At 42.5% G+C, this 21,094-nt stretch carries 13 protein-coding genes; 6 read left to right on the top strand and 7 right to left on the bottom strand.

The annotated features are described in order from the left end of the window. Positions 1–10 precede the first annotated feature (10 nt). The gene (locus tag ACXAH9_RS03755) at positions 11–601 is read right to left on the bottom strand and encodes a hypothetical protein (protein WP_474893530.1); all 591 of its coding nucleotides are present in this window, start codon (positions 599–601) and stop codon (positions 11–13) included. After that, complete coding sequence (locus tag ACXAH9_RS03750) at positions 602–5,761, bottom strand: PKD domain-containing protein (RefSeq protein WP_474893529.1); 5,160 nt, start codon at positions 5,759–5,761, stop codon at positions 602–604. 225 nt (positions 5,762–5,986) lie between these two features. Here ACXAH9_RS03750 and ACXAH9_RS03745 point away from each other — a divergent pair, with 225 nt between their 5' ends. Both ACXAH9_RS03745 and ACXAH9_RS03740 read left to right on the top strand, forming a co-directional pair. Next, entirely contained in the window at positions 5,987–7,015 is a 1,029-nt protein-coding gene (locus ACXAH9_RS03745; RefSeq protein WP_474893528.1) for a PorP/SprF family type IX secretion system membrane protein, read from the top strand. A gap of 24 nt (positions 7,016–7,039) precedes the next feature. After that, on the top strand, positions 7,040–8,272 hold the full coding sequence (locus ACXAH9_RS03740; RefSeq protein ID WP_474893527.1) for a M48 family metallopeptidase: 1,233 nt from the start codon (positions 7,040–7,042) through the stop codon (positions 8,270–8,272). Here ACXAH9_RS03740 and ACXAH9_RS03735 read toward each other — a convergent pair. Both ACXAH9_RS03735 and ACXAH9_RS03730 read right to left on the bottom strand, forming a co-directional pair. After that, positions 8,269–9,339 (bottom strand): NAD(P)H-dependent glycerol-3-phosphate dehydrogenase, encoded by a 1,071-nt coding sequence (locus tag ACXAH9_RS03735; RefSeq protein WP_474893526.1) that lies wholly within the window; start codon positions 9,337–9,339, stop codon positions 8,269–8,271. The genes ACXAH9_RS03740 and ACXAH9_RS03735 overlap by 4 nt on opposite strands. Further along, positions 9,317–10,990 (bottom strand): 1-acyl-sn-glycerol-3-phosphate acyltransferase, encoded by a 1,674-nt coding sequence (locus ACXAH9_RS03730; RefSeq protein ID WP_474893525.1) that lies wholly within the window; start codon positions 10,988–10,990, stop codon positions 9,317–9,319. Before ACXAH9_RS03730 ends, ACXAH9_RS03735 begins: the two co-directional genes overlap by 23 nt. Positions 10,991–11,109: 119 nt before the next feature. Here ACXAH9_RS03730 and ACXAH9_RS03725 point away from each other — a divergent pair, with 119 nt between their 5' ends. After that, positions 11,110–13,185 (top strand): T9SS type A sorting domain-containing protein, encoded by a 2,076-nt coding sequence (locus ACXAH9_RS03725; RefSeq protein ID WP_474893524.1) that lies wholly within the window; start codon positions 11,110–11,112, stop codon positions 13,183–13,185. Between the two features lies 1 nt (position 13,186). Further along, the gene (locus ACXAH9_RS03720; protein ID WP_474893523.1) at positions 13,187–14,161 is read left to right on the top strand and encodes a polyprenyl synthetase family protein; all 975 of its coding nucleotides are present in this window, start codon (positions 13,187–13,189) and stop codon (positions 14,159–14,161) included. Here ACXAH9_RS03720 and ACXAH9_RS03715 read toward each other — a convergent pair whose 3' ends face one another. After that, entirely contained in the window at positions 14,162–14,902 is a 741-nt protein-coding gene (locus ACXAH9_RS03715; protein WP_474893522.1) for a tryptophan-rich sensory protein, read from the bottom strand. A gap of 100 nt (positions 14,903–15,002) precedes the next feature. Between ACXAH9_RS03715 and ACXAH9_RS03710 the strand changes: the two genes are divergently transcribed. Then, positions 15,003–16,190, top strand: a complete 1,188-nt coding sequence (locus ACXAH9_RS03710; protein ID WP_474893521.1) for a phosphoglycerate kinase — start codon at positions 15,003–15,005, stop codon at positions 16,188–16,190. A 109-nt stretch (positions 16,191–16,299) separates the two neighbouring features. Here ACXAH9_RS03710 and ACXAH9_RS03705 read toward each other — a convergent pair whose 3' ends face one another. Beyond that, positions 16,300–18,186: a RecQ family ATP-dependent DNA helicase gene (locus ACXAH9_RS03705; protein WP_474893520.1), complete on the bottom strand. Its 1,887-nt coding sequence runs from the start codon at positions 18,184–18,186 to the stop codon at positions 16,300–16,302. Between the two features lie 160 nt (positions 18,187–18,346). On the opposite strand from ACXAH9_RS03705, the gene ACXAH9_RS03700 reads away from it, so the two are divergent. Next, positions 18,347–19,756 (top strand): hypothetical protein, encoded by a 1,410-nt coding sequence (locus ACXAH9_RS03700; protein ID WP_474893519.1) that lies wholly within the window; start codon positions 18,347–18,349, stop codon positions 19,754–19,756. A gap of 10 nt (positions 19,757–19,766) precedes the next feature. Here ACXAH9_RS03700 and ACXAH9_RS03695 read toward each other — a convergent pair whose 3' ends face one another. Continuing rightward, positions 19,767–21,011: an MFS transporter gene (locus ACXAH9_RS03695; protein ID WP_474893518.1), complete on the bottom strand. Its 1,245-nt coding sequence runs from the start codon at positions 21,009–21,011 to the stop codon at positions 19,767–19,769. Between the last annotated feature and the right edge of the window lie 83 nt (positions 21,012–21,094).

Here is a 21,094-nt window from a genome sequence, read left to right as displayed (position 1 = left end):
ATTGTAATTTCTAGTTCTTAAGTGAAAAAATATGTTGGGCTAAATCTTCAAAATTTTGAGCCTCTTTATACTTTCGATCAGGATACGAATTTGCGATGAGTTTGATTCGTGTCGGCTCATCGTTTTCTTCAATATATTCTATCTGCACATTACCGAATTTTTGATCGATTGGTTCCACAAATCCACGTTTCGGTTTCAGGTAATGCATCTCTTTTGACTCTACTATCCCACCCTTTTCCTGCATCGTATGTCGGCTAAGCACCAATCTGTAATCGAGCTTTTTCACCTGATCCGCCAGGTAATCAAACAAAAACCGGTAACTGCTTTTTCCATATTTAGACTCATAGCTGATAGCAAAACCATTACTATAGGTGGATTCGAGTAGCAAAATTTGAGGATCTTTATCCAATCCTTGCTTGCTCCAGGCATAAGATTCCCACAGATCATTTATAAACTCAGTGCACGTATCTGAAGTCTTCCATGCATTGAATCGATCCAGGAAAGATTGACTCCTTTTTATGATCTCATCGACAAAAATCTTCGTGGGTGTCTTTTCTGATTTCCCAAACAGTCGATTATATATGTAATCAAAGTAACTCATCTATCTAATAAGTGTAACAGAGCCATATTGTTCGATGGTTCCTAGATTAGGAGCCAGTGAACTCGAAAATTTCATGATGTATGCATACGTACCCGGTGGAAGCAATTTGCCTTTGTAGATGCCATTCCACCTGAAATCCTGGTTATTGGACGAATACACTAATTCCCCCCATCGACTGTATATCAGTATCTCAAAGGTTTCCACATAGTCATTTGGAAAGACAAAAAACTCATCGTTTACTCCATTCGCATTAGGTGAAAACGCATTAGGAGCAAAAATGACTGGACGACAATCCTCAACCACCTCTACTCTGTCGGTCACACAGGTAAATCCATTATACAACGTTACCTCATAGGTCCCCGCAGTTGCTACATTTAGCACCTGGTTGGTAGAAATGACCGTATTGTCTGGGAGCAATCTCCATTCGTAAGTATTGAAAATTCCCGGATCAAGATCCACTGTAGGATCAGTAGCATCGGCAGTACAATAGGTAGCTCTCTCAGGGAGTAGCAAGTCTTCAGGGTTAATTGGAACAACTGCTACATCCAGTGCATCTGTAGCTGTGCAGGTGCCTGATTCATTGGTAGCAATAACCGTATACCTTCCAGATTGAGTGACCGTTAGAATGGAATCAGAATCTGATAAAACCGCGCCGTTGGCATCCTGCCATTCATAGGTCACCGATGGATTGAAGTAGTTTGTTGTTGCGATTAAAAAGACATTCCCGTTATTGTTACAATCGGGCTCCAGCGCAAGTGTAACTTCAAATTCTGGTTGTATCTCCACATTTGTATTTCCCGATGTTACCTCACATCCTGTGAATTGATCCGTTACCGTGACATTGTAAGTCCCTGAGGTAGTTAATGTTCGTTGCATCGCTTGCCCTCCATCATTCCAGTTGAAAATGTAGCTACCACTTCCATTGGTCACATTTGCTACTAGCGTGACCATTCCTTCACATGGATCGCCATTGACTACCACATCCACCACCGGATCTCCATTGAAGTTCACCTGGATCTCTTCTATTCTATCACATCTTCCTGCTTCTGAAGCGGTTACGGTATAAACACCTGGCTGATCAACGGTAATGGTAGTTCCCGTGTTTGCACCCACAATGCCCGGCCCTGCCCATGTATATGCAGCTGCACCTCCTGACCCATCGGTCACAAGAATATTTCCCTGGGCACCACATATTTCCTGAATGGCATCAAAAGTGAATGCTGGCTCAGGATCCGGGTTAATTGTTATCTGCTCGGTCTCTACGCAATTGGGGGGTGCATTGTCCGTAACCTGAACAAAGAAAGTCCCGGTATTTAACCCTGATACGACCAATGGATCAACTGAATCTGTGCCGCTGGCAACAACAACTCCATTTTGATTCTGAATTTCATAATCGTAGCTAGCCGGTAGAGTTGGAGTAGTTCCTGATATTGTCAGTTCCACTGTACCATCACAATTCCCTCCAGTATTGTTCACTGCCATATTAAAACTACCCGGATCCTCTATCTGAACGACTTCTCTATATGTACAGCCTGTAACTAGATTGGTCACTGTCAGATTATAGTTTCCAGGAGATAATCCAGTAATTATTGGTGCTGCTCCCGGACCATCAAAGTTTGCTGGTCCAAATGCAGTAGGTCCAGCCAACTGGTAGGAATAGCTGCCAGCTGCATTAAAATTGATATCTATTGTTCCATCATCGTTTCCACATCCTGTAGTTGGATTTGGTGTAACGGTGACATCCGGTTCTTCCAATATAGTCACCTGAATCGTGTCGCGTCCAATACAGCCAAATGAGTTTGTCACCTCCAGGGTGTATTCAAATACACCAGCAGTGGTTGTATCAATATCAAAGGTTCGGTTTGTGCCTAATACAACTCCATCTATTGCCCAGGAATAAGTAGCCCTTGCAACCTGTGCATCCAGTGTCTGTGTGGGATCATTCTGACAAAGTGTTCGGTCTCCACCCAGGTCAACAGCAGGCCTGGCATCCGCCAAAAATACCTGAAGCGTATCTGAGGTACACCCAGTCACGGTATTGATAATTGCTACATCAATAATTGCTGGTTGTGAAACAGTGATCTCCCGTGTGGTCTGTCCTGTACTCCAGTAATAATTAAAATCAGGATTGTCTGTTGGCCAGGCAGTCAAGACAATCGACTGATCACAAAGCGCCGTATCAGTTGGTACAGTAGGACTTTCAGGAATGTTGTTGATTGTTATCGTTTGCGTGAGTGTCGTATCTGTGTCACATCGATTGCTAAGTACCAATTGCACATTGTATGTCCCCGGACTGTTGTACGTATGCGTAGTGTCTTGAACAGCCGCAGAAGTACCATCTCCGAAAATCCAGAGGTAGTTTTCAATGGAGTTATTTGGATCTCTACCTACAGCTGAAAACGTAGACTCCTGACCCGCACATCCCACTGTTACGACCATACTTGGTTGCTGCTGTGGGGGTGATTGATTTTGAGCGAAATTGGGTAAACCCAATCGGCTGGTTCTTCCGGAAAGATCGAAACCTGTTGCGTTGAAGCTAGCACCTGCATCGTCACCATCTGGTGAATTGATTGTTCCCAATGTACCAGAATTGTCCACTGCCATGTAAATCGTACCGTCCGGACCCAGCTGCAGCGCACCATAGTCTGCACCCTGCGGGTAGCCATCAAATTTCGTTGCTTCGATATCTCCAGCTGGATCTGCTGAGTTTAAGCTATCTAGATCGTATTGAATGAGTTTAGACGCACCAGACGAAGTAGTCAGATAAAGCCTTAATCCACCCGGTGAAAACTCCATTCCATAGAGATCACTTTCCCCGGTATCAATCAATCGAGGGTTTGAAATTTCACCCTGGTTTAAATCCAAAATCTCCACCTGATTCGTTCCAGGAATGTTCACGGCTATTTGATTCAGGGTTGGTGAAATCTTCATGTATCCGGTAGCACTTAATTCCTGCATAAAGTCATGTACTTCTCCTGATGGTGAGTAAATCGCTCCACTTAGTCCTGCAGGACCTGTCAGGTACGCCCGGAAGGTATTATTTCCAAACTCATGCGCCACAATGAGATCATTTCCAGTAAAGCCTGAGCCGGCAATTCGCTCGGTGCTATTTTCCATCAGTTTGACATTCTTTACAATCACTTTCCCCCTGGCTGCATCTTCTTTCATATCCACAATGGAATATCTAAGCGCATACTCATCATCACCATATACCTGCTCTGTAGTGAAGATGTAAAACATCGTCTGATCATCAGCAAAAGGCATGATCAAAGAGTTTTGTGCCGATTGTTCGTCACCCCCGATAGCATCTCCATTGACCATCACATCATGCTCTTTGTTCCAGACGTTTACTCCATTGGTGTAGAACAAAAGATCCCCGTTCACATCAGAAATGGTTGCGCACCCCTCCAGTGCATCCTGCTGATTGGCATCCAAAATAGCGATAGGTCCATTGGTAAATTCGATCCCTGCCTGCTCTCCAAAATACCACTGATTTGAAGTTTGATTGGAAACTCCATACTCCAATACTTCGATATCATCAAAGCCGGTACAACCCGAAGCATCCGTAACTTCTACCCAATACGTACCGGTAGTATCCACGTCTATGGTTTGGGTGGTTTCACCCGTACTCCATACAAATGACTGCCCGGTACCTGCATCCAATGTTAAAATCTCATCCACACAAATGGTGGTGTCATTGCCTAAATCGACCATCAGGCTATTGGTCAGAATCTCCACCGGTTGGGTGATCGTTTGTGTGATGCCATTTACTTCGGCTGTCAAGCTAACCATATATCCGCCGGCAGCCTGGTACTGATAATTTGGTATCCAACCATTGCTTCCACCACCATCTCCAAAGTCCCAAATAAGATTATTCGGAACCGGCTCTACTATCGGAAAGAATTTTGTGATGTTGGTTTCACAGCTATCTATCCAATAAAAGTTAAGCGTGTCAAATGTGAAGTTGTATCCGGGGGTGAACTCTGTAAACTGTCTGGAATTAAAATTATCTGGAAAAACGATCGCTTGATATTGAACAGAATCGGCAATGCTATCAGGCTGGTTGATTCTACCCAGGTTAAACGCTGCTCCATTTGTTGATTGGTACAGGTGATAAATGCGTTCATCAGGTGCTCTCTTTAAGCCATAGCTTCGAAATATTGGAGCAGGCAGGATCGGATTCACTGACTCTGTAGAATCGTTGAAATCCAACTGATACAACTGACCGGTTGTACCACTGCTTCCAAATCTTGAAATATAAAGCTTAGAGCCATCTGACGACCATTCCACATCATAAATAGATTCTCCAACATCGTCATTAAAACCTGTTCCTGTTAAGGTCCGATCAAAAGTTGGAATACCAGTAGCCGGATCAAAATCCATTAGCCAGATATTTCGATTGGTTGTACGAGGAGCCATAACCAGCTGGGATGAATCAGCATTGAAAGCAAGATGTGCTGCCTCGAAACCAGGTGTCGTTCCTCCGGTGAAATCATAATTGATCGTAGCTCCTATACCTCCTCCGTCAATCTGGGTTACCTGAATTTGAAAAGTAGTCCTGTTTTGAGATATCAGCCAGAAAAGCTCACCATTTCCAGCCGGTATGACCAGCATCCCTTCAGAAGGATTAGTTAATCCTGTTGAATTATTCGTAGATGTAACGTCCCCATAGGGAAATTGAGCAGTCCCATTTCCGGGTATAGTTGCGTCCACGATGGTGTATTGAATTTCGTTTGGTGCTGCGGCTCCTGAATTAGTGAATAAATAATACTGTCCCGGATTGTTGGTAACAGGGCAAGTAACGACTGGAACATTGATGGATGAATTTCCTGACAGTCCGGCTCCACCAGGAATAATGGTATGAGATGCATCATATACATCCACTCCGTCAGTGTAAAACAAAAGATTTCCTGTGAATTGATCTGTAATGGTCACCGCCCCCGCATTTCCAAAAGGAGTGGCCTGATCGGTCTGCAAGTATACATCCCGCCCATTTCGATCGAACACAAGGTTTTCAACTGAATTACCAAAATACCACCTGGTTTCAGTAACATCCTGTGCGAATAGCGAAACTGAGAGACAAAATAGCAGGACAGGGAACAGCACTCTGCGTAAGACAGAGGTATAGGGGGAATGAATCATTAAAATGTCCTTATGCATACACAACACTTCGTAAAAATACCTTTAACACGAATATTTCGTGACTTAATCCTGAATAATGTGGCAACTTTAAACAATGAAGAGGCATATTCCATTGGCTGAATGTTTTCATTTAAAATTTCAACGTACCAATCAGCGTTACATTACCTACGTAAGTCAACAAATCTTGAGCCGAATTGTATTAATTGTTATAATTTGCTCAATGATTTTAATCATACATTTTGCATGATCCGAAAGGTATTTATCATTCTTATAATCTTCGGTACGTTCTGTCAGGAAAACACTTTGCAGGCGCAAGACCCCCAGTTTTCTCAGTATTATGCAGCTCCGCTTTATCTCAATCCCGGACTGGTAGGAATCAATCAGAAAGGCCGAATGGGAATTAATTACAGGACACAATGGCCCAACCTGGACGCTAACTTTGAAACATTCTCGACCTACTTCGATTATCATTTTGAAGACTACTACAGCAGTGCCGGTGTGATATTCACTCGCGATCGTGAAGGGATTGCCGGACTGAGCTCTACCTCTATCGGTCTATTGTATGCCTATCAGGTGCAACTCAACTATGAATGGACTTTTCGTCCGGGTGTTCAGGCATCTTACTACTTCAGAGATTTGAATTTTGACAAGCTCACCTTTGGGGATCAGTTTGACAATACCGGTCAGGTTCGGCCGACGACAGGGGAAACTTTCAATACCGGGCTAAATGCACGATTTTTTGACCTGGCCTTCGGAGGAGTGCTTTATAATCCAGCCTTATGGATTGGGGCTTCCATGCATCATATCCTGGAGCCTAATCAAAGCATCGCGGGTGGTGATGCACCGCTTCCAAGGAAATTCTCCATCCACGGAGGATATCGCATTTCCTTGAATCCCAATACCACAAATACAGCCATTGGTGAGCGAAGCATTACTCCTAGTTTCAACTATCGGACGCAAGGAGATTTTGATCAGCTGGATGTTGGAGCATACTTTACGATTAATTCAATTTTAGCAGGACTGTGGTACAGAGGCTTACCCATTAAAAACACCGACGGAGTAGTGAACAATGAAGCAATTATATTTATGATTGGTATGCAGACCAACCGAACAACTTTTGGTTACAGTTTTGATTATACCCTTTCTGACCTGGGTATTGGTACTGGAGGAGCACATGAAATTAGCATTGCATACTCGTTTAGTCTGGGAGATCCATTAAAGCCTGCTGCAGACGTTCGAAGGCTGAAGTGCCCGATTCCGTTTATTTTTTAGCAACATTGTCCGTTAATTTGTGGGATGACTGAACAAACCATCTTCACAATCCTTCTGGTGATTATCACCTTTGATTTTGCACTCGAGCGAATATTGAACTATTTAAACAGAAAAAGCTCCAAAAAGCCAATTCCAAAGGAGCTGGAAGGTATTTATGATGAAGAACGTTATACCAAATCTCAGGCTTATCAGGCAGAAATTTCGAGGTTCGGCACCTTTTCTGCTACGTTTAGTTTTGTTATCCTGATTCTGGCCATCTACAATGGCTGGTTCGGTATGCTGGATCAGTGGATTCGTACGTTCTCGCCATTAAGTCTAGTTTCTCCTTTAATATTCTTTGGAATTCTGTTTATAGCTTCCGATATCATTAATACCCCATTCTCTATATATCGAAATTTTGTTATTGAAGCGAAGTATGGTTTTAATAAGATGACCGCTAAAACTTTTATTTTGGATAAAATAAAAGGTTACGTCCTCACCATCATTATTGGTGGACTTTTGCTAGGCGTACTGATCTATTTTGTCAATGCTATCGGGAGTGATTTCTGGTATTATTTCTGGGCAGTAATGACAGCATTCGTCCTTTTTGCCAATTTTTTCTACACCTCCCTCATCCTACCGCTTTTCAATAAACTGACGCCCATGGAGGATGGTGAATTGAAATCCTCCATTCAATCCTATTGCGACAAGGTGAATTTTCCTTTGAAGAACATTTTTATCATGGACGGCTCGAAACGATCCAGTAAAGGAAATGCCTTCTTTAGTGGGCTAGGGAAGAAAAAGAAAGTTGTGCTTTTTGATACTTTGGTAGAAAAGCACTCCATCCCGGAGCTAACTGCTGTATTTGCACACGAGGTAGGACACTACAAAAAGAAACACATCCTGTTTACCACTATCTTCAGCATCGGACTGATGGGTTTTATGCTATTTCTTTTTTCACGAATGGCTTACAGTGCTGAGGTGAGCTGGGCGATGGGTGGTCAGACTTCTGCTTTGCATTTAAATCTGTTGGCGTTTGGAATCTTATACTCCCCTATTTCTACGATACTTGGGATTATTGGAAATGTGATATCGCGAAAAAATGAATATGAAGCGGATGCCTATGCGAAAGAGACCTATGATAGCAAACCATTGGTCACCGGTTTGAAAAAAATGAGTGCTGATCATTTGTCAAACCTGACTCCTCATCCGGCTTTTGTATTTGTGCATTATTCTCACCCTCCTTTAAAGGAGCGAGTAAAGGCATTAGAAGCTTAGTTACCTCCTAGAAAATCAATCTCCGCCCTAAAAGGAAAACTCATCAGATAGGTGTGTGCCTCCTGTATGGTCATCTGATCATGGATGATCTTGTAAAGAGTCTCCGTGATCGGGCATCTGACCTTATAAGATTCAGCAAGTTGATTTACAATATTGATGGTTTTAATACCCTCAGCTACCTCCTCCATGGATTCGATGATTTCATCAAGTCCTTCTCCTTTGGCTAATCGGTAGCCGACAGTGAAGTTTCGGCTCAGATTAGATGTACAGGTAGCGATCAGATCACCTACTCCAGCGAGTCCGAGAAATGCCTGGGCGTTTCCACCGAGTGCCTGCCCGATGTATACCATCTCCACAAGCCCCCGACTGATGAAAAGTGATTTAGCATTTTCACCCAAATCCATGCCTGCAATCGTTCCTGCTCCCACTGCTATGATATTTTTCAGAATGCCACAAAGTTCAATTCCAATCAGATCACGGCTACCATAAATCATGAAGCGATCATTTTTTAGTAAACGCTGACCAATCTTTACCACCTCATCAAAGTGAGAAGCCACCACAGTAGCCGCAGGTTTGCGTTGGTCAAGTTCACGAGCCAAATTTGGTCCTGCCAGACATCCCACTCGCAGTACTGAAGTCTCTTCCTTTATGACTTCAGAGATGGTTTTTACATGCTCGCGTGTGAGCGGATTATTAGCATTTATTTTTTGATTTTTAGGGACGAACAGATCAAACCCCTTAGTACCATGAATAAGTACGTGATACGGTCTCAAATGAGTCGCCAATTTTATGATCATATCCCTAAAGTTGGCAGAAGGAACCATCGGAAATATCACTTCGCACCGCTGAGGAACCTCTTCCAGGTTATTCGTCACCTCAATATTTTCATGCAGCTTTTGTCCAGAGCTCACTCGCTGTTTTGCAATTTTCCTGGTCTTTTCAGGATCACGGACATATAGAATAACATTGGCCTCATTTTCTGCCAAAATATTGGCTACAGCCGTACCGAAGCTCCCGGCTCCAATGACCCCTACAGTCTCATCTTTAGATATATTTTTCGAGCCCATAGCCATTCATTCGGTTGTGATAATAGTACAATGTATTTGTATCCTGTACGATGATCTTATCACCTTTTCTTATCAGTGGGCGCTGATCATGATAAAGACCTACATTCTGCAAACCATGCTCAATTGCATCTGTTGCTTTTTTCTTCATGTGATCAGCCATATCCACTTGTCCTTTTTTATGGATTTTCTCTAGCCTGGTCCTTAGCTTTTTAAAGTTATCCTTAAACTCTTCATAGTCAAGAACCAAGTCTTCATCCGGCAACCTTAAGACACTGTATAAATCGAGTTTAGGGTTCTTTCGTTCCAGCATTTTGAAGGCAGTAAAAGCAACAAGGTGACTGGCAAAAACACGATTGTATTTGTGGTATTCTTCTACAATCCGTTTTGACAATACACGCACGTATTCCTTCTCACGCTGTGCATCAAACGTGATTTTCTTATCTCTGAGGAAATAATCTTTTACGTTGATTGCATTACCATTTTTATCAAAGCTATTACCATCATCATCCACATAGTTGCCCAAAATATCCATCCCTCGCCCAATATTCACAGAAATATCAGATCCTTTTGTGAAAAACTTGAACATGAATGTACCAAGCTTATATGAAGTAGAAAACTCATCAGCCTCTACATAATAGCGCTCTCTGCCTGTTCTTTTCAAATGGTCCCTTATAAGCGAAGGTGCCTCCAGCGTGAAGTGGTAGTTGATTACCACTGGCACAATAAAAACCTTTCTTACATCCTCATTTTCACCTGCATTTAAATAAAGCTCTCGTTGAGCTTCAATTGCAGTGCCAAGCAAACCTGTTCGCAGATTAGTTTCAATCTCTCCAGAACGAGAACGTGTACCCCCAGGAAAAAACAAAGAGTGGCACCCTTTTTTAATCGCATGTCTGGAATATGTCTTAAGCGTCTCTAAATAAATAGGGTTCTTCTTTCTCCTATCCACTTTATAAGCACCCAGGCTATTCATGAAATAGGCTAAAATCTTGATGTTAAACAGGTTGAGTCCTGCACCATATATAAAAGGAGGGAGTCCGAGATACTGAATAGCCCAGCCGATCAGGATCGAGTCAAGGTTACTGAAATGTGTTGGAACCATTACAACCGTTCCCTTCTTGGCGAGTGATCTGATATGCTCAGTTTCTCCAATGACATGGATTTTATCGTCCAGATCCAACTGACGACTAAACAAAGACAGCAACCCCTTAACTCGTGCAGCATTAAGCAAACGGGCAAAACCGAACGTAATGAATTTTTGAGCAAACTGGTAGGCTGACCGCTTAAAGCTCCCCGCTATTTCCTGCGTATATCTATTGATAATTTCACTCAAAAGCTCTTTTTCGAGTGCTATGGCCTTTTCTTTTTCATCCGGATTGATGTCCAGCAGGCGCGCCTGCATGTTTTTCCAATAAACACGCTCATCGGGTGGGTCTACACGCCACGGGTTGGCTTTCATCCGAAGCTTTTCGCGATGAATCGTCATTTCTATTTCTTCTCTCAGCGATCCACCTTTCCCCTCAATCAGGTGATTGTACGTTTCAGCCGTCACCTCATCGATGAACTCTCTTCTGTCCCTGGACAGTTTGACAATCGGCCAATCATTTTTGTTTGGGACAATTTCTGAATACCTAACTTTCTTTCTACCCATTTACCTCAATTAGAAATTGGCGGAAAGATAATTGGATTTAATAAGTTTGAGATTCGAAATTGAAGATGATGACCCGCCTCTCTCTAATTCTCTTCTCACTTTGCACAGTGTATAGCACAATGGGCCAACACAGTGTGGCCAGACAGTGGAATGAAGTGATTTTGGAGGGAATAAGAAATGACCTGGCCAGACCTACCATTCATGCAAGAAATCTCTTTCATATCTCAGCGGCCATGTATGATGCATGGGCATTCTATGATGAGGAAGCTACACCTTATTTTTTAGGTAATCATTGTGCTGTTTTTGAAATAACTGCTCCTTCAAACAAGAAGGAGGCAGTAGAAGAAACGTTGAGCTATGCCGTTTACAAGCTTATTAAACATCGTTTTAAAAATTCACCAGGAAGCTATCATACGCTGCTGCTAGCACATGACCTAATGGAAGAACTAGGTTATGACACTGATTATTCATCTGAAGAGTACTGGAATGGCGCACCGGCCGCATTAGGAAATTATCTTGCTTCTTGTATCATAAACTATGGTCTCAACGATGGAGCTAATGAGCAATATGATTATGCCAATGAATATTATGAGCCAGTAAATGAACCATTGTTTATCCAGCAAAGTGGCAATCCTACCATTTCAGACCCAGATAGATGGCAGCCACTAACACTCGATTTCTTTATTGATCAAAGTGGGAATCCCTCTGACGATACTACCCCTGCTTTCCTAAGTCCGGAGTGGGGAAATGTAAAGCCCTTTGCCCTACAAAAAGCCGACGCAACAATCAAACAGCGAGATGGGCATGAATACATTGTCTATCACGACCCGGGACCACCACCATCAATTGAAAGCGATGCGTATAAGTGGGGGTTTTGCCTGGTTAATGTATGGTCCAGCCACTTAGATCCTTCGGATGAAGTGATGTGGGATATTTCACCAAAAAGCATAGGAAACATCCAGTCTTACCCGAATTCCATGGGTGATTACGAATCTTTTTATGATCTGGAGCAAGGTGGAGATGCTAGTGAAGGGTGGTCTTTAAATCCGACAACTGGTTCACCATATGAAGAGCAACTTGTACCTAGGGGTGATTATACTCGTGTGTTGGCAGAATTCTGGGCTGATGGCCCTGACTCTGAGACCCCTCCCGGTCATTGGTTCACTATTCTAAACTACGTCAATGACCACCCACAACTTGTGAAAAAGATGGGAGGAACTGGAGAAGAAGTGGATGCGCTGGAATGGGATGTGAAAACCTATTTTACACTTGGAGGGGCCATGCATGATGTAGCTGTGAGTGTCTGGGGCATCAAAGGATGGTATGATTATATCAGACCCGTATCAGCTATACGATTCATGGCTTCAAAAGGTCAATCCAGTGACCCTTCCCTTCCTGGTTTTCATGAAGAAGGCATCCCTTTGATCGAAGGGTTCGTGGAAGTGATCACCAGCACGGATGATCCATTAGCAGATGGTGAAAAGGATGTAGGGAAAATCAAAATAAAAGCCTGGAAAGGCCCGCTATTTATTATCAACCCAGAAACAGATGCTGCGGGTGTTGACTGGATTCTTGCGGAGGACTGGTGGCCTTATCAACGCCCTTCGTTTGTTACTCCCCCATTCGCGGGATACGTCTCAGGGCATTCAACTTTCAGCAGAGCCGCATCAATTGTATTAGAAAAGTTAACGGGAAGTGCATTTTTTCCCGGTGGGATGGGGGAATTTGTAGCACCTAAAAATGAATTCCTCGTTTTTGAAGAAGGTCCCAGCGTAGATGTTGTACTGCAATGGGCTACTTATCGCGATGCTGCAGACCAATGTAGTTTGTCCAGAATATGGGGTGGGATTCATCCTCCGGCCGATGACATTCCGGGCAGAGAGATTGGAAACATCATAGGTGAACAAAGTGTTGATTATGCCATGAAGTTTTTTAATGGAACGTATGAAACAAAACCAGCTAATCCCACGATTATCACGTATCCCAACCCGTCAAGCAAACTTTTATTCATACAATCAACAAATTCTGAGCAATTTAGCTTCGAGATATACGATATTCACGCCAAAATTGTATTCCGTCAATCCAAAGAAACCAATCAATCAATCGTAAATATTGAATCATTGAACAAGGGGATGTATTTGATAAAGGCTCATACCTCTTCCAAAACCATCACCACAAGGTTCATCAAAAACTGATATGTCCTTAAAACTATCTGACATCCAAGCGCCTGTGAATAATGAAATGGCAGAATTTGAAAAGAAATTCCGCCAATCCATGAAGAGTAAAGTTATGCTTCTGGATAAGATAACCGGGTATATTGTACGTCGAAAGGGAAAGCAAATGCGGCCACTCTTTGTTTTCCTAAGTGCAGGTGCCACTGGACGGATCTCTGAATCTACTTACAGAGGGGCTGCCCTAATCGAGTTGCTGCACACTGCCACACTGGTACACGATGACGTGGTGGATGACGCAAATAAAAGACGAGGATTTTTCTCTATTAATGCGCTTTGGAAAAACAAAATTGCAGTCTTGGTAGGAGATTTTCTTTTGTCTCGAGGGCTCATCCTGTCAATGGAAAATGGAGATTATGACTTGCTTCGAATCACTACAGAGGCGGTAAAGGAAATGAGTGAGGGTGAGCTATTGCAGATGGAAAAAGCTCGAAAGCTAAATATTAATGAAGAGATATACTATGACGTGATCCGCCAAAAAACAGCCAGCCTGATTACTTCTTGTTGTAAAGTGGGTGCGGCTTCTGCAGGTGCCGATGAAGAAACCATTGAAAAAATGGGTGAATTTGGTCTGGCAGTAGGAATGGCATTTCAGATAAAAGATGATCTTTTTGATTACGGAACCTTTGAAATTGGTAAACCACGGGGAATCGACATCAAAGAAAAGAAAATGACGCTTCCTCTCATTTATGCGCTCAATAAAGCTTCAAAGCTTGAAAAAAGGCGAATAAAAAAGCTGGTAAAACGAGCAGAAAAAAAACCCAAACTAGTGCATGATGTCATTGATTTTGTGAAAGATTCGGGTGGAATTGAATATGCGATCTCCGTGATGGAAAAATATCATCAAAAAGCTAAAGACATTCTTCAGACCCTGCCTGAATCTGCTTATCGCAATTCATTAGAAGATCTGGTACAGTTCACCATTGAGCGGACGAAATAGTCATTTAAAAACCATACTTCTGATCCCTTCTATGATCAGAATTACCAACACGAGGATCATAACTGCTGCAGCGGCTCCAGCCACTTCTGGTGTTCCGGTTTGTCTTTCGGTAATGCCATAAGCAGCCCATGCCACCACGCCACCAAAAATCGGATCCCGATACCTGATCACCATTACAGTAGCAATGGCTCCTGCTAGTGCCAACTCAACAAACACCCAAACGGTTTTTGTCATGATCCAATTGTCCATCCCAATCACAGATTGCTCAACACTGATATTGGCTAATGTCGCTACTGTAATCCAACCGAAATAGAGGCTAAAGGGTACCCGGACAAAAAGTTTATCCCGAAAACCGGCAATTTTTCCAGGTAAAACATGCCGATAAATCCCAATAAGTGAACTCAGGATCACTGCCATGAGAATGAGCGACAAGGTGATCAATTCATAATGCCACGCAAAAATCCATAAGGCATTGGCCGAGCAGTTTACGACAAAATGCCTGTTGATCCTTTCAAATGTTCTATCCTCCCTATTTCTGGGTAAATATTGATAAATCACATAAGCTATTAGAAATACATAGATGACGCCCCAAATAGAGAAGGTGAATCCCGCAGGAGTGAATAGCGTTGGGTAAGCTTCAGAAACTTCTCCTGTTGTTCGACCACCGATTGGAAGAAAATTAGCCAGGAAATTGACAATCAGCACTACGACCAAAGAAAGTATGGGAACAATTCTAGACATGACGCAAATTTACCTACCAACCAGTTAGTATTCCGATTGTTTAAACATCTAAGAATTGGACATCCCTTCTTATGTTTGCGATCTCAAAAACAAGCATACCATGAAGACCATCGAAGATTACAATTTTGAAGGAAAACGAGCATTGATCCGGGTAGACTTTAATGTCCCGCTGAATGAGGATATGAAAGTGACAGATGAAACCAGAATCAATGCAGCCATCCCAACTTTGAAGAAAATTTTAAAAGATGGTGGATCATGCGTGTTGATGTCTCACCTGGGCAGACCTAAAAATGGGCCGGAAGATAAATTCTCACTACGACACATTATTCCTAACCTGAGTGAAAAGCTGGGGGTAGAAGTAAAGTTTGGGGGTGATTGCATTGGTGAATCAGCAAACGAACTATCAAGACAACTACAGGGTGGCGAAGTGCTACTGCTCGACAATGTCAGGTTCTATAAAGAAGAAACAGCCGGTGATGAGGCATTTGCTGAAAAGCTGGCTAAGCACGGAGATATTTATGTGAATGATGCATTCGGAACAGCACACCGAGCACATGCCTCGACTACTGTTGCTGCCAAATATTTTGATGACAAGTGCTGTGGGTATGTGATGAGTGCAGAGCTTGAGAATGCACAGAAAGTGCTGGAAAAAGCGGATAAGCCATTCACCGCGATCATGGGAGGAGCTAAAATCTCTGACAAGATCATGATCATCGAGCAGCTGCTGGATAAGGTAGATCACTTGATTATCGGTGGTGGCATGAGCTATACCTTTTTCAAGGCGATGGGTGGACAAATCGGAAACTCATTGGTGGAAGAAGACAAACTGGACCTGGCGAAAGAGCTGATCCAAAAAGCAAAAGAAAAAGGCGTAGACCTTCAGCTACCTAAAGACTCCATCGTCGCTGACGATTTCAACAACGAAGCAAATACGCAAATCTCAGACAATTATGCCATTCCAGAGGGATATATGGGATTAGACATTGGCCCAGAGTCCAGAGAGGTTTTTTCCAAAATCATTGAAAGCTCTAAAACAATCCTTTGGAACGGCCCAATGGGAGTATTCGAGATGAGTAACTTCGCTGAAGGCACGAACACGATTGCTCAAGCAGTAGTAAAAGCCACACTGAATGGTGGTTTCTCATTAATCGGAGGTGGAGACTCTGCCTCTGCAGTGAATAATCTGGGCTATGGCGATAAAGTATCCTACGTTTCTACCGGTGGTGGTGCATTACTTGAGTACATGGAAGGAAAGATGCTGCCAGGTGTTGCAGCATTGGAAGGGTAAGGAAACTTGATTTTTTTAAAACGAACTAATTCCTCCCTTGAGGGAGGTCAGGTGGGTGATGATGGATTATTCAAGCAATTCACCCGCTATCCCCCCAAGGGGGACATAGCTATGTCAACGAGAATTTCCCCCCACTCTCCACGGCTTTCTTATCATCGATGAGTATACGAAGGGCCTCCATGATCTGATCCTGGGTATAGCTGGCTAGTAAGGCCCGGAGTTCCGATATATTACGAGGAGACTCCAGTACCTCTTCCACCTTATCAACAGGAATTTCACTGGCTTTTAGTTTCTTTTTCTTTTCCAGATCATTGTCGCAAATACCACAGGTAATCGTCGTTTCCTCATCAAAATATAGCTGAAATATCTGTGTACGACACTCGTTTGTTTTTACATAATCAATTACCGCATTAGCTTTTTCTAAAGCCAGTTTTCGCCTCCACTCGATCTGCTTATTGTCAATAGGTAGCTTCTCGGGATCAAGACGAGGAGTTAAGAAAGTAATCGTGGCGGAATCCATTGCAGGTTGATAGTCAATCACTTCGCTATCGTGTAGAAACTTCAGCCATTTCCTAACTTGTACTTTATCTGTCTTAAGTAGCGAACCAATGTCCTTTTCCTTGATTTTTGCATAGCCTGCAAAGACTTCTCCACCGTAAAGTCGTAGTAGTGTTTTGATTACAGAATCAAGTTTCGGGTTGGCTATCTGAAATTTATACGTCTCACTTTTATCCAGTAAAAAAGTGATCTTCGATTGTTCGTAAAACCCTTCTGTCATTTGAATGAGCCCTTCATCTGTCAGCTTTTTTAGTGCTGCATAAGTTTCGACCACAGGTAGATTGTAGGTATTTACGAATTGCTCATAGTTAAATGGAAAACTGGAGAGCGCGTGACTGCCAATGGCCATTTTAAAAAAGTTAGCCAGTGCCTGATAAGTGCGCTTTATTTGCTCAAGCGACACTACTGATCGATTGGTTCGGTCTTTTAATTCATCTACGTCCTGATCGTGATAAAGAGCTACAGCATAGGCTTTTCTTTCATCCCGTCCCGCACGCCCGGCTTCCTGATAATACGCCTCAAGTGAATCGGGCAAATCCATGTGGATGACTGTGCGTACATCCGGCTTGTCGATCCCCATCCCAAACGCATTGGTAGCGACCATCACACGTGTTTGATTATTGATCCATGCATTTTGCTTTTCCGACCGCTCCAACCCACTGAGCCCTGCATGGTAGTGATCTGCAGATATTTGATTTCTGCGCATCAGATCTGCAAGTTCTCTTGTTCGCTTTCTGCTCCGCACATACACCACCGATGATCCAGGCACATTGCCAAGAATTTCAAGCAACTTTCCTTCTTTATTCTCAAGTCGAAAAGCCGAGTACGATAGATTGGCACGAGCAAAGCTTTTTTGGAAGACCTTCGCATCGGTCATCTCCAGCTTCTCTATGATTTCCTCCTTTACCTCCTTAGTCGCTGTTGCCGTCAACGCGATCATCCGATCAGGAGCAATCTCTTTTTTAGATTCAGCTATTTCCAAATACGGCGGTCGGAAATCATAACCCCACTGCGAGATGCAATGTGCCTCATCGATGGCCAGTAGATTTACATTCATCTGCCTGGCACGCTCAATAAAGATCTCTGTTTTCAATCGCTCAGGAGATACATATAGAAACTTAAAATCTCCGTAAATACAGTTATCTAACGTAATGTCGATCTCTCGTCGGCTCATCCCGGAATAGATGGCTGCTGCCTTTATTCCTCGTCGTTGAAGCTGATCCACCTGGTCCTTCATCAAGGAAATCAATGGGGATACCACAATGCAAATACCTTCAGTCATCAATGCAGGCACCTGAAAACAGATCGATTTGCCTCCCCCAGTAGGTAGCAATGCCAGCGTATCATTCCCATCCAATACCGACTGGATGATGTCTTCCTGTAACGGTCGGAAAGCCTCATAGCCCCAATATTGTTTTAGTATTTCAGACGGATTCATTCAATATTCTAATAGCTCTTTAAATTCTAAAGAAGATTTCTTTAGAATCATTGATATATTTTAGTTGACTTAAAATTCAAAACAATTTATGTCAAAGCATAATCGAGTTGCTATAATAGTCTTAATTACCATTTTTAGTTCAAACCGCTCCCATGCTCAAATGAGTCCAGCGTGGACAGCAGAGTTTAAAGATTTAGGTACATTTTCGTCCCCAAGGGTGGCGGATTTAAATAATGATGGAATAAAAGATATCATTCTTGGTTGTGGAAGAGAGGAATTTGAGAAAGCAGATACGGCCATTGTTGCATTGAATGGAAAAGATGGCTCGATGCTGTGGCATGTCGGTGCGAGAGATCAGATTTTTGGGTCTGCAGGTATCTATGACATAGATGAAGATGGTGTGAGCGACATTATTATCTCTGGCCGTTCCGCTGAGCTTAAAGCTATAAGTGGAAAGTCTGGGGAATTAATATGGGAGTTTACAGACATTGATAAGCCTGAAAAACTTAGAAAATTAGGCTTCTATAACTTTTACAATCCTCAGATCATTGATGATCAAAACAGTGATGGAAAGAATGATATTCTCGTTGCAAATGGTGGTGACGTCACCAAAAAACCAAATGAGAAAGATCGACCTACCGGACAAATTTTCATTCTGGATGGCCAAAATGGTAAAGTCATTTCACGGGCAATGATGCCTGATGGTAAAGAAATTTATTGTTCTGCCGTTGTTACAAAATTAAATCCATCCGACACTGATTATTCGGTCATATTCGGTACCGGAGGTGAGACCATCGGAGGCAATATGTATATAAGTACTTTGACGGAAATCCGCGATGGAGATATTAATGGTGCCATATCTATCGCCAGTAGTCCTGAAAAAGGCTTTATTGCTCCACCATTACTTATAGATGTCACCAAAGATGGAACACTTGATATCCTGATAAATGCCGTAGACGGTCGAATGATTGCCGTCGATGGAGCTACTAAAGAAACACTTTGGCAGTCCCTAACCCCCTCATCCGAAGCTTACGGATCAATAGCTGCCGGTAATTTCTTTGATCTGGGAAAAATTGATTTCTTTTCTGTTTATACTTCAGGTATATGGCCCAATTTGACTGGTTCCAAGCAAAGATTAATAGATGGAGCTACTGGTAAGGCAATATTCACGGGTACTTTAGGCGCAATTCAAACTAGCACTCCTATCATTGCAGATATAACTCAAGATGGATATGATGATGCTCTTCTCAGTGTAAATATTAAGGTAGAGCAGTTACCTTTAAATGACTATTTCAATTGTTTAATGCTTTACGATTTCAAGAATAAAAGTGTCCACCAATTCACAAAAGCGCAGTTTGGCATAAACCTCGCATCTACACCATGGGTGGGAGATCTTGATAATGATGGGAAGTTTGATATAGTATACTGCAACCACACAGAATCAAGAAATATCTTTTCTATGAAAAACCTACGGGTAAACCTCGTTAAAACTGACATTGAAATAAAGAAGTCTGTCAAGTGGGGTGCATACATGGGAAGTGATTATGATGGAATTTATAAGGCGGATTAATCCTTCCAATCTAAAACCTGTAACTAATCTTATGATATCTCCAGGCACAAAAAATGCCCAATGCTGAAAAAGCAGCCAGAAGCAAAAACACGTGTTGATGTCCAACCTCACCTGGATTGTTGTCCAAAAGGAATCCGATAATAACCCCTGCAAAAACATCCGGAGTAAATCCTACTACTGAAACCACACCTACAGCAGTGCCGGTAAGGTATAATGGTACCCTTCCTTCCCTCATCACCGCAAAATAAAGTGCGCGTGCCGCATACACCCCTCCGGAAATAGTGAAAATTGAAATAAGGAAGATTGGAATTATTCCAAAACCAAAACCACTCGCGAACCAAAGTGACCCAACTAGCATGATGGCGAAACTCATGATTAGGCAAAGTGTGGTTTGGGAACGATCTGCAGCAAAACCTATCAAAACACCTGCCAGAGGCCTCATGAATAACAAGAAGGTACCAATATGTGCTGAATCAATTTCATCATAAATCAACACTTCTCTTGCATACAGAGATACCACATCAGTGGTCTTATACCCCATATAGGCACATAAAATAATGACCATCAATAGCCAAACTGCAGGTAATTTGATAACTTCTTTCACCTGCCTGATGGATAGTTGATCTACTTTTTCCATAGCCGCTTCATCGGTTTTGAGAAAAAACCAAACCAAACTACCTATTATCGCAATGGAGACTGTCGATCCGTGAATAGCCCATTTAAAGGCCTCTCTTCTTTCATCGAGGTTTATTTCAATATTCTCAACGAGCGAATTGGCAAACAGCAAGACTGCAAAAACTCCAAACAAAGCACCTACAAGTCCCCGCCCTCCATCTAATATTCCAAAGGCTTTGCCTTGATCTGCTGCTCCTCCCCAAATTCGAGTCGCTTTAATCATAGGCGACCAAAAAAGTAAGATGGTGGTGAACCCCCAATAGCCATACAATAGCTGCAATGCGAAAAAACCCGGATACAGCGCATACACCAATCCACCAATAGCGGTTAACCATAACGAAAATGCGATCAACTTTCGAGGTTCAAATCGATCGGAAATCGGACCGCCTACAAAATAGGAAAGCATCGCAGCTATTCCATAAAATGTAAAGCAAAGACCAAGCTGTGTGTTACTTATTTCAAAAACTTCAAGTACCGTTGATCTAAATACCCGCTGCAGTACGAATGGTAAGACAAATATTGCTTCTCCTGACAGGATGAGGAGGAACAGATAAGTCCAGTTGGTTTTTGTGCGATTCAAAACTGGAATAAGATAGGTCAATTCAAAATACTTAACTCAAATCGAAGAAAATTTATATCAATAATTTATTATTGTTTTTCAAT

Source organism: Ekhidna sp. ABH4_415 (assembly GCF_056161305.1).
This window is presented reverse-complemented; position numbering and strand designations above follow the sequence as displayed.